The sequence below is a fragment of the Reichenbachiella sp. MSK19-1 genome, assembly GCF_003590315.1.
In the GTDB taxonomy this organism is placed as follows: Bacteria; Bacteroidota; Bacteroidia; order Cytophagales; family Cyclobacteriaceae; genus Reichenbachiella; species Reichenbachiella agariperforans.
In genome coordinates this window covers 127,570-146,097 of record NZ_MIER01000015.1, presented here as the reverse complement: position 1 = coordinate 146,097, position 18,528 = coordinate 127,570, and the positions used below count along the sequence as shown (strand labels likewise).

At 44.7% G+C, this 18,528-nt stretch carries 11 protein-coding genes; 10 read left to right on the top strand and 1 reads right to left on the bottom strand.

Annotation, left to right across the window (positions count from 1 at the left end; genetic code table 11):
- The first annotated feature begins 12 nt into the window (after positions 1-12).
- Positions 13-1,335, top strand: a complete 1,323-nt coding sequence (fucP, locus tag BGP76_RS09040) for an L-fucose:H+ symporter permease (protein ID WP_119844419.1) — start codon at positions 13-15, stop codon at positions 1,333-1,335.
- A complete protein-coding gene (locus tag BGP76_RS09035) occupies positions 1,322-1,669 on the top strand; it encodes an L-rhamnose mutarotase (protein ID WP_073124333.1) in 348 nt (115 codons plus the stop codon). Before fucP ends, BGP76_RS09035 begins: the two co-directional genes overlap by 14 nt.
- A 103-nt stretch (positions 1,670-1,772) precedes the next feature.
- Here the strand turns inward: BGP76_RS09035 and BGP76_RS09030 are convergent, their stop codons facing one another.
- On the bottom strand, positions 1,773-3,239 hold the full coding sequence (locus BGP76_RS09030) for a hypothetical protein (RefSeq protein ID WP_158584187.1): 1,467 nt from the start codon (positions 3,237-3,239) through the stop codon (positions 1,773-1,775).
- A gap of 486 nt (positions 3,240-3,725) precedes the next feature.
- Between BGP76_RS09030 and BGP76_RS09025 the strand changes: the two genes are divergently transcribed.
- The 8 genes from BGP76_RS09025 to aldA all read left to right on the top strand — a co-directional run bounded on the left by BGP76_RS09025 (position 3,726) and on the right by aldA (position 18,524).
- On the top strand, positions 3,726-6,800 hold the full coding sequence (locus tag BGP76_RS09025; RefSeq protein WP_255416091.1) for a TonB-dependent receptor: 3,075 nt from the start codon (positions 3,726-3,728) through the stop codon (positions 6,798-6,800).
- Between the two features lie 18 nt (positions 6,801-6,818).
- A complete protein-coding gene (locus tag BGP76_RS09020) occupies positions 6,819-8,528 on the top strand; it encodes a RagB/SusD family nutrient uptake outer membrane protein (protein ID WP_221409867.1) in 1,710 nt (569 codons plus the stop codon).
- Between the two features lie 23 nt (positions 8,529-8,551).
- Complete coding sequence (locus tag BGP76_RS09015; protein WP_119844415.1) at positions 8,552-10,168, top strand: hypothetical protein; 1,617 nt, start codon at positions 8,552-8,554, stop codon at positions 10,166-10,168.
- Positions 10,169-10,353: 185 nt separating this feature from the next.
- Entirely contained in the window at positions 10,354-12,558 is a 2,205-nt protein-coding gene (locus BGP76_RS09010; protein WP_119844414.1) for a T9SS type A sorting domain-containing protein, read from the top strand.
- Between the two features lie 2 nt (positions 12,559-12,560).
- On the top strand, positions 12,561-15,113 hold the full coding sequence (locus tag BGP76_RS09005) for a glycoside hydrolase family 2 TIM barrel-domain containing protein (RefSeq protein WP_119844413.1): 2,553 nt from the start codon (positions 12,561-12,563) through the stop codon (positions 15,111-15,113).
- Positions 15,114-15,150: 37 nt separating this feature from the next.
- Positions 15,151-16,170: a zinc-binding dehydrogenase gene (locus BGP76_RS09000; protein WP_073124347.1), complete on the top strand. Its 1,020-nt coding sequence runs from the start codon at positions 15,151-15,153 to the stop codon at positions 16,168-16,170.
- A 45-nt stretch (positions 16,171-16,215) separates the two neighbouring features.
- Positions 16,216-16,980, top strand: coding sequence for an SDR family NAD(P)-dependent oxidoreductase (locus BGP76_RS08995; protein WP_185146847.1), 765 nt, complete (start codon positions 16,216-16,218; stop codon positions 16,978-16,980).
- A gap of 104 nt (positions 16,981-17,084) precedes the next feature.
- Positions 17,085-18,524: an aldehyde dehydrogenase gene (gene aldA, locus BGP76_RS08990; RefSeq protein WP_119844411.1), complete on the top strand. Its 1,440-nt coding sequence runs from the start codon at positions 17,085-17,087 to the stop codon at positions 18,522-18,524.
- The last annotated feature ends 4 nt before the right edge of the window (positions 18,525-18,528 follow it).

Below are 18,528 nucleotides of genomic sequence, written 5' to 3'. Positions count from 1 at the left end.
AGACTAAATATTATGAAAAAGATACCCGTAGTATCAAAGCAGTACCTTTTCCCTTTTATCATTATTACCTCTCTTTTTGCACTTTGGGGGATTGCCAATGATTTGACCAATCCCATGGTGTCGGCATTTAAGAAAGTGATGCCCGAACTGTCCAATACCCAGGCGTCATTGGTTCAGTTTGCCTTTTATTTTGGCTACTTTTTTATGGCTATGCCAGCGGCGTTGTTTATTCGTCGATTTAGTTACAAGGCTGGGATCATACTAGGTCTCTCTTTTTATGCAGTAGGTGCTTTTTTGTTTTACCCTGCTGCCCAATTGGAGAGTTTTGAGTTTTACTTGATTTCTCTTTGGGTAATTACTTGTGGATTGGCCTTTTTAGAAACAACCTCTAATCCTCTGGTACTGGCGTTGGGAGATCAAGAAACAGCTACACGCAGGCTCAATCTTGCCCAAGCCTTTAACCCTATAGGCTCTCTGACAGGGATGTTGATGGCGCAGGTTTTGGTGATAGGGACGCTGCGTTCGTCGGGATACTCTCCAGAAAGCTACGATCTGCTATCTGCTGCCGATAAAGCTGCCATACGAGTCAATGATCTCGGAGTGATTAGTTTGCCGTACATCGGCTTAGGAGTAGTGGTGCTTGCCATTTTAGTGGTAGTGATCGTGACCAAAATTCCAACTACTGGTGAACATCAAAAGATGAAGCTAGGAGACTCTTTTGGTCTGTTGTTTCAGAACAAGAGGTATGTACTGGGTGTAGTAGCACAGATGTTTTATGTAGGGGCTCAGATTATGTGCTGGACTTATATCTATCAGTATGTAGATCACCTGAATGCTAGTTTGCCTTCAGATGAACAGGTGACTGCTACGTGGTACAACATGGCGGCCATGATCATGTTCTTAGCAGGTAGATGGATAGGTACTGCCTTGATGAAGAGGGTTGTGCCAGCTCAGTTGCTCCATGTTTTTGGTATTGGAGGAGTGGTTTGTTTGCTCGTGACCATATTGGCAGGAGGTATGCCTGGACTTTTTGCACTCGTGATGACATCCATGTTCATGTCAATAATGTTTCCAACTATTTATGGAATAGCGCTCAAGGATATGGGAGACGAAGCGAAAATAGGATCTGCTGGCTTGGTGATGGCCATCGTAGGTGGGTCATTTGGCCCGCTGCTATTCGGTACGATTCTGGACATGGGAGGGTCTGGACTCACAGATGTCGATGTTTTGGGCTGGATACCAGAGGTGAACTTTGCGTTTATCGTGCCTTTGGTATGTTTGGCTGTAGTGGCGATGTATGGTGAAATCTCAAAAGAAAAGAATGAATCAAAATAAACAATACTGTTTGGCTCTTGATCTCAAGGATGATCAAGAGCTCATCTCAAAATATAAAGCGTATCATGCGTCAGGGAATGCTTGGCCAGAGATCACAGATAGCATCAAGTCTGCTGGGATTTTGGATATGCAGATATATTGTACGGGCAACCGTCTCTTTATGATTATGGAAGTAGATCAAACGTTTGATCCAGATCTAAAAGCTGAAATGGATGCGGGTAACCCCAAGGTGCAAGAATGGGAGTCTCTAATGGATCAGTTTCAGGTACCCTTGCCCTGGGCCGATGAGGGGCAAAAGTGGGTGCCCATGGATAAAATTTTTCAGTTGGTATAGTTCCCAGTAAAATTAACCCCCTGATGTCAAATACAATTATTGATGTCAGGGGACTAATGCAACAATTAACGTCTAGACGACTCAGTCAGTGTTGAAAAACTGACTATTCAATCCCCGCAATCATCTCCTCCAAATTATCACTTCTGTCGAGGTTCATTTTTTTTCTAAGGCGGTATCTAGTCGTATGTACACTCTCTACTGATATTCCTAGAAGCTTTGCCATGTCCTTACTACTGAAATTTAGTTTGATGAGGGCACAGATTTTCTTATCGCTTTGGGAGAGGTTAGGGTATTGGTTTTGCAGGTTTTTATAAAATCTTTTGTTGACAGATATAAAGCGTGCTTCGAATTCCTTCCAGTCATTGCTAGTAGTGGTATTGATGCTTTTTGCGAGTTTGTTGAGTTTGTTTTTGTCTGGATTTTCTTTTTGCTCATTAAGTTGTTTTTTGAGTTCTTCGAGGGTTTCTTCTCGTTGGATAACTTGTAAAGCGGAAGCTGTGAGTTCTTTGTTTTTGACCTCTAGAACTTCTCTTGATTTTTGTCTTTCAAGGGTCCTTTTTTCGTCGAGAAGTCTCTTTTTGGCTTTATACTTAGAACGGAAAAATCGGTATATCAGGAAAATGAGAATGACCATGAAACCAATCGTGCCATAGAGAATATAGGATTTTAGTCGCCATATTTTATCCTCTTGTTCAAACTGTTTTATTTTTTGTTCCTGAAGTTGTTGCAGTTGTTTCTCTTTTGCTATTCGAAACTCATCTTTGATTTCAAGAAGGAATTTGTTGTTTTCACTACGACTACCAAATTGACGCTCTGTTTGTTCTTTCGCTTTTTTAAGCATTTCGTAGGCCTTGCTGGGGTCTCCCGTTTCGAATAAGAAATCGGAGTAGGTCTCATACACATCTGGAAGTAGATCAGCATGACTCTTGTGTTTGATACCAGCTGAAATGGCACTGAGGTAGTATTCATCAGCTAACCCATATTGATGTAAGGACTGATAGCATTGCGCTAAGAAATAATGATACATGACCAAATAGTAATGGTGATACTGGGTAAGGTGTGCATTGATGGGGAGGAGTATTTTTAAGGCTTCATTTGGTTTCCCTTCTAGAAAACGAATATAGCCGAGTTCTGCAGTGATAAATGCAGATCCAAATGGCTGTGTCGGGTCATTTACTTTGATGAAGCTACAGCTGTCTAGGTAGGTTTTGGCTAGGTTATACTGCCCTCTTTTTCGATATAACGAGGCTAATGGATAGTATCCCGAGATGAGCCCTTCTTGGCTATCTCCTGTTTTTTCGATGTGTTCCTTTCGTATCTGTAGGGATTTATTGAAGTTGAGAATTGCCAATTCGTCTCTTTGGTATAGTATGTAAAGCCACCCTAGGCCAGACTCGATGGAGGCTTTGGCCATTTGATTGTCTAATGCATCGGCTAGGGTGAGTGCTTCCCAGTACCCATCGTAGGATGCACTGAAATTACCATTGTGAGCATATAGATCTGAGAGTTCTACGATACACTTGATGAGCATTACAGTATCCTTGGCTTGGATGAATTTGTTTTGACTCATCTTGAAGAGTAGAGTAGAGCTATCGGGGTTCTGAAATTTTAGTTCAAGCGCTTTGTCTAGTAGCTGGTGAGCTAGTGAATCGGTACTGTTTTTTTGAAAATCTTGACAATAGACTGTACAAAGTGTCCCCATGACAAGACAAAGTGTAAGTAATAGTTGTCTAGTTTGTTTTGGTGCTATTATGTGTATTTTGTTATTGTTAATTAGTTGTATATCAGTTACTAATGTTTTTTCTTTCATGGTATTGTCTAGTTTTTTTCTTCAAAAAAATACCCCTTGTTCAGTTTGTGTATAGTGCCAAAGTAAGGATAAAGTTATGATATATTCCATATTTGATTTGTCGATAAGGTCAAATATATCTGTCGAATACTGTTCAGAGTGTTTCGGTTTTGTCGGATTACTATTTATTATTAACTAAAGCATAATTGAATGAAAAGACTATTTACATTAATGAAATGTTGCCTCTTTTTAGTGATGTGTATGGGCATGAGCAATCTAGTCCACGCGCAATCCAAAATAGTAGGTAAAGTGACAGATGATGGGGATGGCTCGGAGATTCCGGGGGTCAACGTGATGGTAAAAGGTACGACTGTCGGTACTGTTACAGATTTGGATGGTAACTATAGTTTGGAGTTGCCAGCTGATGCGGAAGCTCTTGTGTTTAGCTATATAGGCTATTTGAAACAAGATGTACTGATAGGAGGACGATCAAGTATTGACGTAGGTCTTGTCACTGATGTGGAGCAACTGGACGAAGTGGTAGTAGTAGGCTATGGGGTTCAGAAAAAGAAAGAAGTAACTGGAGCAGTTGCCTCGATCAAATCTGAAGAGCTGTTGAAAAATGCTACTCCGGATATTGGGGATGCGATGCAGGGACAAATTGCGGGTGTAAACGTGCAAGCAGCCAGTGGCCGTCCAGGTGCAAAATCAAATGTTCAGATTAGAGGTATTGGTTCGGTTAGCGCAGGTGCATTGGGTCCACTCTATGTCGTAGATGGCGTCCCTTACCAGCGTGATCCTAACGTTGCTCCAGAGCAAATCGAATCTATCGAAGTATTGAAAGATGGAGCTGCGGCGGCTATCTATGGTGTAAGGGCTTCTAATGGAGTAGTCTTGATCACGACCAAGAGAGGACAAGCAGGTCGTATGCAAGTTGATTTTTCTGCATACGGAGGGGTTCAAAACATTACCTCAGGGACTCCTTTGATGAATACAAAGGAGCAAATGTACGTGGAGGAAGTAAGACTGGAAGCAATAGGGCAGGAACCACAGATTTTCCAGTTTACTCCAGACGCTCTGGATTATGATACGGACTTTGTAGGGGATGTACAGAATGACAATGCCAAAATGCAGAGTTATAACCTCAACGTGAGCGGAGGACAAGAAAACCTCACCTTCAGTTTAAATGCCAACTATTTTGAGCAAGATGGGGTGTTGATCAATTCTGGTTATGATCGTTTTACTACGCGCTTGAGTGGTGAATACAAACTGAATAAGTTTCGTGCTTTTGCTACTCTGGCTATGACCCAAGAGAACACAGAGCAGGAGCCTTGGGCGTTGTATGAGCTGGCCATTGTTCAAAAACCATGGCAAAGAGGGATTAATGACATAGAAAACATTGGAACCAATGAAGTTTTAGTCCCTTCTGACAATCCTATTCAGTTTGGTTATTTGGCTAGACAGCTGCAAAACGAAGACGATAGAATTGTCAATAGCAATAATATGGCAATCAACCTTGAGTATGAGTTCATCCCAGGATTGAGCTTTCAGGTGAATCTAGGACGTAATAGTTGGAATTACAGAAGAAAATTCTTCCGACCTCAGTATCTGGCTTATAGTATTGATGGAGGACTGCAGCCTGCAGGTTCTACCCTAAATGCATTGCTTAATGAAGAGTATATATTTTCTACCAAAAACACGCTTGAAAACATTTTGAAATTCAACCGTCAGTTTGGTAAACACAACGTGGGAGCCACTTTGGTATTGTCTTACGAAAACTTCGAAAATAAAAATACGGGTGTGGGTGTAGTAGGCCTATTGAGTAATGATACCAAAGTACTCGGTGCAGGAACTACAGGCACTAAACCAACAGGTACAGAATCCACTCAGAACATCGTAGGTAAAATGGCTCGTGTCCAGTATGGATACAACGAAAAGTACTTGATGTCTGCCAGCATTCGATACGATGGTTCTTCTATTTTCGGAGAGCAAAATAGATACAATACATTTTATGGAGTATCAGCAGGTTGGAATATCAGCGAAGAAAATTTCTTCAAAAACGCAGGGCTCAACTTTATCAACAATTTGAAAGTGAGAGGAAGTTATGCTGAGTTAGGAAACCAGAGCGTTGCTCCATATCAGTATGCTGCGACTATCGAAAGTGGTATCGACTACCCATTTGGCCCAGAAGGCGCAGAGACTCTCGGTATTGGTGCTATTCAAAGACGATACGCTAATCCGTTGATTCAGTGGGAAACCACTATTTCTAGAAATATCGGTTTGGATATGAACATGTTCGAAGGCAAATTGAATTTTAATGCAGATGTCTACTTGAACGATAAGCAGGATATGTTACTGTCAGAAAGGCTAGCGCCATCGTCAGGTACCTGGCAGACACGTGCGATTGGTGCGTACGATGTACGTACTATCAATGCGGGAAATATGCAAAACAAAGGTATTGAACTAGCACTGGGATACAGAGACGAAACAGAATTTGGTTTGACATGGAGTGTCAACGGTACCTTCACTAAAAATGTGAATGAAGTAACAGATTTGAATGGAGTGGAAGGGATTGCATACGGTGGTGGACGTCCAGTTACTTCACGTGGCGAAAGAACTGATTTTACTACTTTCCTTTCTGAAGGATATGAAGGTGGAGCATTCTTCCTACTGGAGCATGAAGGAGTAATCAAAAACCAAGAGCAATTGGATGAATACAAGCTATTGGATCCAGGCGCAATGATGGGAGACATGATGTACAAGGATCAGCTGACAGTGGATACAGACGGTGATGGAGTACCTGATGCTGGTAATGGCACCATAGACGATGCGGATAGAGTATATGCAGGGTCTGGTATGCCAGAGTTTGAGGCGGGGCTAATGCTTAATGCCGGGTTCAAAGGTTTTGATTTTTATGTGCAGGCTTATTACTCGTATGGTGCAGAAGTGTACAACGGAGCAAAGCTTTATGCATATGGCACAACTCGTCACAAGGACTTATACTACATGTGGTCTCCGCAAAATGCTGATTCTGATATACCTATGGCTAGAAGTAATCAGGAACACAACAACACGCGTGCTAGATCTGATTTCTTTTTAGAGGATGGTACTTACTTGAGAATCAGAAATATTACAGTGGGTTACACGATTCCAAAACGTGTGTTTAATGATAAGATCAACAAGTTGAGATTTTATCTCACTGCTCAAAACCCATTCACTTTTACCAACTATGGGGGGTATGACCCTGAGGTCGGTGGTGATGGTTTGTTCACTAGAGGTGTTGATCAAGGGAACTACCCGATTACAAGAAAATTCTTGGCGGGTCTACAACTACAGTTTTAATCCTAAATGTGTAGAAAGATGAATAAGAAACTTATATATATATTAATGATACCTGTCTTCCTGCTCAATATGAGTTGTAATGAGGACGAATTTTTGACAGAGGTGAATCCAAATGCCATCACTACAGAGGTGTTTTGGGAAACGAGCGATGATTTTGAGAAAGCGCTGAATACCGTTTATGGTGCGCTTCAATTTCCATCTGTAAGTGGTGGTAATTTGAGTTATGAGATGGTACAAGGCGACTTGGCAGGTACAGAAAATTGGTATCCTCAGAGCCCATTTGGTGAGCTTAATTTTACTGATGCGACTGAACATGTACAGAATAAATGGAACGAGCTGTATATCGGTATCTTTAGAGCCAATCAAGTGCTTCATTATATAGCAGATGCTGATATTGAAGATGAAGAGAAAGCCCTAGTCATCGGACAGGCGAGGTTTTTGAGAGCATTCTTTTACTTTCAACTTGCTCATACCTACGGAGGCGCAGTGATCCATACTGCCCTGCCAGTGACCGATGAGGATTTTGAGAAGCCATTCGAATCTATCGATGAAGTGACGACTCAGGTGATAGTACCAGACTTGGAATTCGCAAAGGCAAACCTTGAAGGAATATCTTGGACGGGAGATGATTTGGGTAGAGTCTCGTGGGGTGCCGCTACTTCGCTATTGGGTAAGGTGTACCTATACGATGAGAGTTGGTCCGAAGCTGCGGTACAGTTCAAAGAAGTCATCGATTCACAAATCTATAGTTTGACAGCTAGCTATATGGACAACTTTACACATGAAAATGAATTCAATAGTGAATCAATTTTCGAAGTGAGTTATTCTGACGTACTAAAACCAGGAGTGAATGGAAATACAATAGACGATACTCCAAGTGAGACGGGATCGGAAGCTACGGCATTGAACATTTCTATGGCTCAGCTCAATTTTGGAGGCTACAACACGGTACTTTCTTCCTATTATCTCCATGAATTGATGGTGTATGATGAAATCGATCCTTCTAAAACTGTAAACAATGGTTTTACTTTCTCTCAGCGTATGTATGCGAGCATTGTACCAATCAACGGTGATGGTGAATATTATGGCTTGCCGATTGGAGACAAACCAGGATGGGCTTTTGGGCAGAGTGCTTATGTGAAGAAATTTTCCAACTGGTATCACTTGGATATCGAGGATGGAAACCAGCGTTCAGGTATCAACTTTAGACATATCAGATATGCGGACGTACTACTGATGTATGCTGAAGCTATCTTGAATGATCAGGGAAGCGCAGCGGTGGCTGAAGCCATAAGTTATATCGATATGATAAGAAGTAGAGCTGGCGTGTTGACTATTCAGCAATACCTAGATGATAATGCCAATACCTTCCCTGCTATGCATAGAAGTGTTCAGGTGCACGGAGCCTTTGATATGGTAGCTCCGACAGCTGATAACCTACTTACGCACATCATGCTAGTCGAGCGACCTATTGAACTGTGCTTTGAAGGCCACAGATGGAAGGACTTAGTGAGATGGGATATTGTAAGCAATCAGCTCACTACGCTTCGTGCAGATGAAGTTTGGAGAGAAAATAACCTTGCTGCCATTCAGGGTCAACCTCCATTGATGATTACTGAGAGGATTCGTCCTGATTATGCGGTATCGGCAGGTAGCTATACAGCTAGTGATAACTACTTTCCAATACCGACTGGAGAGAAGCAGATCAATGCAGGCCTAGGATTGTAAGTCAAACTAAAGAGAATTTAGCAATGAAAAATTTATTGAAATATATCGCTGCAGCTTCATTCCTTTTACTAGGAATGACTGCCTGCGACAAGGAATATGAAGCTCCTAATGCTGGAGCGAAGAATAGCGTAGTTTACAGTTCTGAAACTACATTTGCTAATCAGGTACAGGTACATGGGGAGATCTCATTTGGGGATGTTTCTTCAGGTGTAGTGTCCAGAGAATGGGTGGTTCCAGAAGGTATAGGCTATATCGTGTCTGATGATAGTGTGGCCGCTTCTGATCAGTCTAACATCAAAGTGGTGTTTAGCGAGCCAGGTATGCATGAGGTGAAATTGCACCAAGAGTTTGATGGTGATTTTTTCGTAGGAGAGGATGTATTGAACTCTTCGTACGACACGACCATTATGGTAACAGTACTGGACTCAGTATCTATGGGCTTTACTGCTCACCATATCAATGATGACGGGACAGTTGGTGCAGAGTTGGTTTTGTCTGATGGAGCTAAAAACCAGGTGACGGCCAGTAAAATTGTAAGGTTTACTTACCTAGCTGAAGGTGCACCACAAGAGTTATATTGGACATTTGGTGGAGGGTCTCCCTCTGTCGTCGAATACGATGGCAATCAAATGGCTGATGGTACTGCTGATGAAACAAATGTGCAATACAAAAAGATAGGCACTTTTGATATACAGTTTATCGGGTATAGGGATAGACCTTATGGAAGTGATACAATTGCGTTTACTGATTTTATAGAGGTGATTCCATCAACTGACCCTGTGACTTTAGATGCTGTTCAGGATCGTGGAAATATGGTTGAGTTATCATTTAGTAGGGAGATAGATCCTAACTCTGTCAATGCCACAGATTTTGAAGTGAGTATCGCAAATGGCGGAGTTGTATTTTCTCCGACAGTTTCTGGCGTTTCTGTTGATCCTAATGATGGTACATTGGTTTTGTTGACATTAGAAGGGGAGCGATTTTATCGAGATGATGTAGTTACAGTCTCTTATACACCTGGAGTGATGCAAACCACAGACTTAGTGACTGCAGATGCTTTTGCTGATGTGGTGATGACTTTTAAGCCAGGTACTAATGTGTTGGCAGGCGAAAGTTCTGGTGTGCAGTATGACTTTGAGGCATCAGCTGATGGTAATACCAATTGGCCATACCAGTGGTGGGGAGCTCCTTGGGATCAGTATACACTGGCAGTAGGTTCTGTGAGAGCACACTCTGGTAACAAGAGCGCTAAAGTTACTATGCAACCAGCCGGCGGTATGATAATCTCTAACGCTGATGCTGATGGAAATAAATTCACATTTGATGTGAAGAGTGGTAAAACTTACGAAATAGGTGTTTGGATTTATGTAGAGTCCTTGGGCAATATCGATGATATGGCTGGAGAGGTGCCAAACTTAATATTCTTCTATGAACCAGCGACAAACTGGGGTGCTGGAAGGTTCAATTTCTTGTCAACTACTGCTACTGGCGAATGGATTTATGCACGAACCACCTTCGAGAGTTTTGGTGCTGATGCTACGATTAGCCCAGTTATCAGAGGAAGTAATGCAGGCAATGCTGAATCAATCACTTTCTATATGGATGATTGGACAGTTACCGAAGTAGAACTAAGACCATAAATCATATAATAGTTTATTTAAAACTGGGGCGGTTGTATGGCTTCCGCCCCGGTTTATTTTTTCAAATGGGGGCAAATCTATTTGAATAGGATAGGGATATGTGTTGTCTAGTTATTGTACAGTTTTTTGGTGTACATGCAGAAGCGCTATGTCCTAATTTCATCACACAATAAATTGAATAAATCATGGGATTGAAATATTTACATATTGCCTGTGGAATGCTATGCCTCGCGATAGGTGCCAAGGCACAGGTACGCGTAGATATCAACCTCGACCTCAAACACCAAGTCGGCCAAATTGACCAGTTTGACCGAAACAAATTCGTTGCGATTCACGCCAATACAACGGAGCGAGAATGGGACGGAGACAATTTTACAACAGACCTAAGAAACGACTTTTTGAACGGGTACGATGTGTACCTAGGGCGTGATACAGGAGGCATCTCCTGGGCGCTCAATAGCAATACCGACGAAGACCCTGCTCGTCCTGGATTCGCAGATCCTGCGGGTATCGAGAGCTACGGTACGACAGTCAAAAATAATTATGCTGCACAGACCAGTTGGCATCCATATGAGGATAGAAATGACCAAATCCTGGCGGCACAGCTACACCCCTTTTGGCCTGATGGTCAAGAGACCAACCGAGGATGGGCGTTTTCAGAAGTAGATACTGAGGAAGAGCCTTTTGGGACAGCTACTGGGGAGTACATGGGGCGCTATATTCGAGATAGCTACGGTACGGGAGGTACGACAGGCGCCAAAAAGCCACTTTATGTAGAGGTAATCAACGAACCACTTTGGCATCTTGTTGATTTTGGGACAGATGAACCAGAGAAGATCTTCAGGTTTCACAATGCAGTCGCCGACCAAATCCGAAAATACAATGACGATGTCTTGATCGGTGGTTTTTGTACTGCATTTCCTGACCATGAAAATCGAGGGTTCGCGCAATGGAATGAAAGGTGGAAGCTTTTCATGGATATGTCTGGCGATAAAATGGATTATTGGACGATCCATCTCTATGATTTTCCCTCGATCAACAATGGTAAGCAACGCTACCGAAAGGGCAGTAACATGGAGGCAACCTTCGATTTGATGGAGCAATACAGTTATATGCAATTTGGAGAAGTGAAGCCATTCATGATCTCCGAATATGGGGCTCAGATGCACGATTATTTCGGTGCTTGGTCTCCCTACAGAGATTGGTTGCATCTCAAATCCGTCAACTCCATGATGATGCAGTTCATGGAGCGTGCAAACATCATCAACAAGACCCTCAATTTTTTGCCTGTAAAGGCAGAATGGGGCACCAATGGGGTGGACGATACTTACAACCACCGGTTGATGCGAAAGGCAGACGAACCACAGGCCTATACAGGAGAGTGGGTCTATTCGGACATGGTCAAGACCTATCAGCTATGGTCTGAAGTCAAGGGGACACGTGTGGACAGCTATGCCACCTCACTAGACCTATTGGTGGATGCCTATGTTGATGGCAAGACAGCTTACGTGATTCTCAACAACCTCAAGTTCGAAGCAGTCCAAATCGAGCTGAACGCGCTAGGGCTGTCGACTGCTGTAGTGGAAGAGACAGATCTCAAGCACCTCTACCTAGAGGGACAGGTGCCTGTACTTGAGCAATCCAATCAACAAGGGCTACCTGAGGCTGTGAGCTTGGAGAGTGAAGCGACGATGATACTCAAACTGACGCTGAACGAGGCACCGAGTATTGACCAAACTTCCGTAGAGACGAAATACTATGCGACGGATTACCTCCAAGAGATCCATGCCAATGAGCCACTTACATTTACGATTTCGGGAGTGCAGCTGGCGGATTATGGTGAGGCTATGCTGCGTCTAGGCTTGGGTAGAGCACATGGAAAGTCTCTCGTGCCGACCGTTCTAGTCAACGGGTTCGCACTAGATGTGCTGGTAGATTTTCGGGGAGATGATCAGGCGGACAGAGACAGTTTTTTTGGGGTGATAGAAATCCCTGTACCCTACCAACAGCTGCAAAATAGCAACGAAGTGAAAGTGACTTTCGCAGATGAAGGTGGACATCTGAGCAGTGTCGCCATGCAGGTGTATGGGTTTAGTCGTGAGGTCGATCGCTCGAATCCTGTGCTGGGACTTGAGGACAAAATAGCCTCAACCAGCCTACAAATGAAAGTATATCCCAACCCAAGTTTTGATAGTGTCCGCTTCGAAGTGGCTCCTGATTTTGTCGGTGGACAGTGGCAAATCATGACACTATCGGGACAAGTAGCACAAGAAGCAAGGATTGATCAGGAGGTGATGCTCGTGGATGCTTCTGTACTCCCTAGCGGTGTGTACCTGATTCGGGTGAGCAACTACGGGGAAGTTTTAACAAGGAAATTAGTATTGAAATAAGGATGAAAAGGACAATAAATAGGGTACTCGGATTGGCGCTTGGTTTGGCTATATCTTGGGGAGCAAAAGCGACTGAAGCCGTTGATTTTAATTTTGATTGGCAGTTTAGACTGACACAAGACTCTGTCATGGGCGGGGATTACACGCACAATCTCCAAACGGATGATGGATGGACAGAGGTCAGACTACCGCACGATTGGGTCATTGGTGGGACTTACGATCAGGCCAATGCACAGTTTGCGCCAGCGACAGGCTACATCTATGGAGGTGGATACGGTTGGTACCAGAAAACCTTTGACCTCCATGTCAGCGAGGACAGCTTGCACCATATTTTGTTTGACGGGGTGTACAATCACTCCGAAGTATGGATCAACGGTCATTCTCTCGGAGAGCATCCCTACGGTTATTCGCCCTTCTACTATGACTTGACTCCCTATCTCAATGCAGATGGAAAAGACAACCTATTGGTCGTCAAGATCGATCATACGCGCTATGCGGATAGCAGATGGTACACGGGGGCGGGAATCTACCGCAACGTCAAGTTGGTGTCCAGTCACAAACTGCGTGTACCGATATGGGGCACCTTCGTCCAAACACCCGAAGTGACGACCGAGCAAGCGCTCGTCAGCATGGAGTTTACCTTGGACAATGGACTAGACAAGAATACCAAAGCATCCTACACCGTGGAGATTGTAGATCCTATGGGAGTTGTCGTGGCGACTCAAACCGAAAAGATCAAGCTGGCACAGTCTAGTCAGCAAAAGGTCAACGTGAATCTGACCGTGGATCACCCTCAACTATGGGGAATAGATGATCCGAAGCTTTACCAGGCAGTCACGACCGTTTATGTCAAGGATACCCCAGTGGATCAGCAGAAAACTCGTTTTGGCATTCGTACGATCCGCTTCGATGCGAACGAGGGTTTTTTCCTCAATGGAGAAAACATGAAAATCAAAGGGGTCTGCTTGCATCATGATGGTGGACTTGTGGGTACTGCAGTACCTCGTGGCGTGTGGGCGCGTAGGTTTAAGGTATTGAAAGAGGCGGGGTGCAACGCGATTCGCATTTCACACAATCCAGGTTCTGAGGAGTTTTTGCAATTGTGCGACGAGATGGGGTTTTTGGTACAGGATGAGTTTTTTGACGAGTGGGACAACCCCAAAGACAAACGCTGGAACACCAAGGAGAAAGAAGTTCACTACGAGACTCAAGGGGCGTCACAGTATTTTCAGGAGTGGGCTGAGAGTGACCTGAAGTCAGTCATGTTGGCACATAGAAACCATCCGAGTATCATCCAATGGAGCATCGGTAACGAGATCGAATGGACTTATCCACGGACTGCAGAAGCCACAGGGTTTTTCAACAACATGGATTGGAATGGCAACTATTTTTGGTCAGAGCCACCTTACAATACGGAGCAGATTGCTCAGAGATTGGACACTCTTCCTAGAGGCAAGTACGATATCGGAGAGACGGCACAGAAGCTCGCAGCATGGACCAGAGAGATGGATACGTCTCGACCTGTAGTGGCCAATTGTATCCTGCCTTCGGCCAGCCATCTGACTGGGTATGGACAGACCTTGGACATAGTTGGGTACAGCTACCGTCGTATTCTTTATGATTATGGACATGAAAACTACCCTGACAAAGTCATCATGGGGACAGAGAATCTGGCGCAATACCATGAATGGAAGGCCATCATGGAGCGACCGTTTATTTCAGGTACTTACTTGTGGACAGGGATTGATTACTTGGGAGAGATCAGGGGACCATGGCCCAAAAAGGGCACGGGAAGTGGGATAGTGGATTTTGCGGGGTTCGCCAAGCCGTCTTACTACATGATGAAGTCCCTCTGGAACGAGGAACCAAGCATCTACATCGCTACGCAGACACTCGATCGATCCATCAACGCGATAGACGAAGCTACTGGTCTCATGGTGGCCAAAGATCCAGAGGCTTGGCAGCATGCACTTTGGGAGTGGCATGATGTCAACAACTACTGGGAGTACGAAGAGGGAGAAATGATCAGTGTCGAACTGTACTCCAACTGTGATGAGATTGAGTTGTTTTTGAATGACAGCAGCTTGGGCAAACGTGGTTTGTCGGAGTTTGAAGATCATATCTACAAGTGGGCCGTGCCTTTTGCTCAAGGAGAACTCAAAGCGGTCGGTATGCTAGATGGTACTCAGATAGAGGAGGTGCTTTACAGTACCACGGCTCCATATGCAGTAGAGCTCAAGGTAGATCAGCAGCAGATCGATGCAGATGGGTACGATGTAGTACATGTCGTAGCACAGCTAGTGGATAGAAGCGGTCGCCCTGTCAAAGACCAAAACAGAAAAATCACATTCGATATCGCTGGAGAAGCGAGACTGCTGGGTGTAGACACAGGGTCGGTGTACAATGTGCAACAGCACAGTACCAATGCGCTGGTCACTGATCAGGGCAGGGCTTTGATGATTTTTCAATCCATCAAAGGCAAAACAGGAGAAGTCAAAGTGACCGTCTCGGCAGACGGATTGGAAGCTGGCGTAGCGAAGGTCACAATCAAATAAGTGGGTTTTACAACAATGAATAACAAGAGACAAAACGATGAAGGCAGCATTTTATAAAGAAAAAGGGAAGTTCGAAATTGGTGAAGGTCAACAGATCAAACCTGGAGCGGGCGAAGTAAGGTTAGATGTGGCGTACTGCGGCGTATGCGGGACAGATGTACACATCTATCACGGGGTGATGGATGCGAGAGTGAAGCCACCGATGACCGTAGGACACGAAGCATCTGCTACGGTAGCTGAATTGGGCGAAGGCGTATCTAACGTCAAAGTAGGAGACAAAGTAGCAGTTCGTCCGTTGCACTTTGGTGCACCGCACGCTTTTGACAAAGGCTTTGCGCATGTAGGCAAAAACTTGAAGTTTATCGGAATCGATAGCCAAGGAGCTTTTCAAAATAGCTGGACGGTGCCTGCCTATACTTTGCACAAGTTGCCCGAGAGCTTGTCGCTCAAGCATGGTGCATTTATCGAACCATTGGCAGTGGCGTGTCACGATGTGAAAATCGGACGTGTAGTCGCTGGTGAGCATACGCTGGTGATTGGAGGTGGCCCTATTGGGACTTTGATCGCGTATGTATTGCAAGAAAAGGGAGCGCATGTCATCATCTCAGAAGTCAACGAAAACAGACTGAAGATGCTCAATGACCTAGGGTTCACAACGATCAATCCTGCCAAAGAAAGTTTGACAGAGCGCATCAGTGAGCTCACCAACGAAAAAATGATTGACTGTGCATTTGAAGTGTCGGGTTCAGCACCTGGAGTAGAGGCGATGACGCAGGTAGTCAATGTGAGAGGTCGCATCGTGATGGTGGCCATCCATGGTGGCGAGAAGAAACCCGTCGATTTGTTCAAATTCTTCTGGTCAGAGATCGAGCTATTGGGCGCGAGATTGTACGAGGAGGAGGATTATGAGGAGGCCATCCGTATCGCAGATTCAGGGCAAGTGCCTTTCGAAAAACTCATCACACAAGTGGATACTTTGGATAATATCCAGTCGATTTTCGAAACGATCGATAACAATCCTGCAGGCATGAAATACTTGATTGACTGTCAACAGTAAACAGAACTACCAATAGAAATTCACACAACATAAGATACAATGAGCATATTAGATACATTCAAATTAGAAGGAAAAGTAGCCCTAGTGACGGGGTGCAAGAGAGGAATCGGCAAAGCCATGGCCGTAGGTTTGGCAGAAGCAGGGGCAGACATCATCGGGGTGAGTGCTTCTCTGGAAAAAAATGGATCAGAAATCGAAAAGGCTGTGACTGCTTTGGGCAGAAAGTTCAAGGCTTACACATGTGATTTTTCGGATAGAAACGCTTTGTATGAGTTCATCAAAGAAGTGAAAGGAGACTTTCCAGTGATCGATATTTTGGTCAACAATGCGGGAACCATCCTCCGAACTCCTGCAGCCGAGCATCCAGATGAAATGTGGGACAAGGTCATCGAAGTGAATCAAAATGCGCAATTCATTTTGACAAGAGAGATTGGGAAAGAAATGGTTGCTAGAGGCAGTGGCAAAGTGATTTTTACGGCTTCTCTATTGACTTTCCAAGGCGGCATCACCGTACCTGGTTATGCTGCGAGCAAGGGAGCAATCGGTCAGATGACGATGGCTTTTGCCAACGAATGGGCAGGCAAAGGGGTCAATGTCAATGCAATTGCACCTGGCTACATCAGCACTGATAATACCGAGGCATTGAGAAACGATGCGGACAGATCTGCGTCGATTCTCTCTAGAATTCCCGCAGGACGGTGGGGCGAAGCGACGGATTTTGCAGGACCTACAGTGTTCCTTGCATCTGCGGCATCCAGCTACATGCACGGCAGCATCATGCTAGTCGACGGAGGCTGGATGGGACGTTAATGAGTGCTCAGTACTTGGTGCCATAGACTAAGTACTGAATCTCTTTTACTTATAAAATATTAAGAGTCTTTGTGCTCTCTACTTAGTACTAAATACTTGAAAAAATGAAGGATTACAAATTGTTTATCAACGGAGAGTGGGTAGAATCCACGACTGGAGACAGAGATACCGTATATAGCCCGATCGACGAGAGCAGTGTAGCTACTACGGCGATGGGAGTAGAAGCAGATGCTGTTCTCGCCCTCCAAGCGGCAGAAGCAGCGCAGAAGGAATGGAAAAAATGGCCAGCCAAAAAGAGAGCAGACTTATTGAGGAAGTTTGCAGCGGAGATTCGTGCCAACCGAGATAGACTCGGTGAGTTGCTCACCAGAGAGCAAGGCAAATTGCTGTCGTTGGCCAAGTTCGAAGTAGATGTGACGGCCAGTTTCATCGAGTATGCCTGTGATGGTGCCAGAGCCATAGAAGGAGATATCGTCCAGTCGGACAACCCTGATGAGCACATTTGGATTCACAAAATCCCGAGAGGAGTGGTCGTAGCGATCACGGCATGGAACTTCCCACTGGCACTGGCTGGTCGCAAGATCGGACCAGCATTGGTGGCGGGCAATGCCATCGTGGTGAAGCCTACGCAGGAGACACCACTGGCGACTTTGGAGTTAGGTGACATTGCCAACAAAGTTGGCTTGCCAAAGGGACTATTGAATATCGTCACTGGTTCGGGTCGTGTATTGGGCGAAGCATTGGTAGCCAATCCAATCACCAAGATGGTGACCATGACGGGTAGTACGCCCGCAGGTCAGTCGATCTTCAAGACTGCTGCGCAGAATTTGACACATGTACAGTTGGAGTTGGGAGGCAAAGCACCATCAATAGTTTTCGCGGATGCGGACATAGATCAGGCGGTAGAGGCGACTTTTCACTCACGATGGGACAACTGCGGACAGGTATGCACCTGCAACGAACGCATGTATGTGCACGAGGATATCTACGACGTATTTATGGAGAAATTTCTCGTCAAGACGCGCGCAATCAAAGTGGGCAATCCGATGGACGAGGGCATAGATATGGGACCAAAAGTCAACGCCAACGAACTCAAAAACATGGAGCATCTAGTAGCGAAAAGTATCGAAGAAGGCGCGACGATCGCATTTGGAGGCAAGAAACCTACCGGCAAGGGATTTGACAAAGGGCACTGGTTCGAACCGACCGTGATCACGGATGTGACCCAAGACATGACGATCGTACACGAGGAGGCTTTTGGACCGATTTTGCCTGTTATCAAGTTCAAGGATTTTGATCAAGTGATCGCTTGGGCCAACGACTGTGCGTACGGATTGGCTGCTATGGTGTTCACGACAGACATGAAGAAAATCCTCAGACTCAACGACGAGTTGGAGTTTGGGGAGATCTATGTCAACAGAGGACATGGCGAACAGCACCAAGGATTCCACAACGGCTACAAACTCAGCGGTAGTGGAGGAGAAGACGGTAAATATGGTTTCGAACAGTACATGGAGAAGAAAACGTTTTACGTGAAATATTAAAGTA

Excerpts from the sequence above, each read along its gene's own strand:
- BGP76_RS09015 (WP_119844415.1), top strand. The coding sequence starts at position 8,552 with ATGAAAAATTTATTGAAATATATCGCTGCAGCTTCATTCCTTTTACTA.
- BGP76_RS09030 (WP_158584187.1), bottom strand. The coding sequence starts at position 3,239 with ATGAGTCAAAACAAATTCATCCAAGCCAAGGATACTGTAATGCTCATC.
- BGP76_RS09005 (WP_119844413.1), top strand. The coding sequence starts at position 12,561 with ATGAAAAGGACAATAAATAGGGTACTCGGATTGGCGCTTGGTTTGGCT.
- fucP (WP_119844419.1), top strand. The coding sequence starts at position 13 with ATGAAAAAGATACCCGTAGTATCAAAGCAGTACCTTTTCCCTTTTATC.
- BGP76_RS09035 (WP_073124333.1), top strand. The coding sequence starts at position 1,322 with ATGAATCAAAATAAACAATACTGTTTGGCTCTTGATCTCAAGGATGAT.
- BGP76_RS09010 (WP_119844414.1), top strand. The coding sequence starts at position 10,354 with ATGGGATTGAAATATTTACATATTGCCTGTGGAATGCTATGCCTCGCG.
- BGP76_RS09025 (WP_255416091.1), top strand. The coding sequence starts at position 3,726 with ATGAGCAATCTAGTCCACGCGCAATCCAAAATAGTAGGTAAAGTGACA.
- BGP76_RS09000 (WP_073124347.1), top strand. The coding sequence starts at position 15,151 with ATGAAGGCAGCATTTTATAAAGAAAAAGGGAAGTTCGAAATTGGTGAA.
- BGP76_RS09020 (WP_221409867.1), top strand. The coding sequence starts at position 6,819 with ATGAATAAGAAACTTATATATATATTAATGATACCTGTCTTCCTGCTC.
- aldA (WP_119844411.1), top strand. The coding sequence starts at position 17,085 with ATGAAGGATTACAAATTGTTTATCAACGGAGAGTGGGTAGAATCCACG.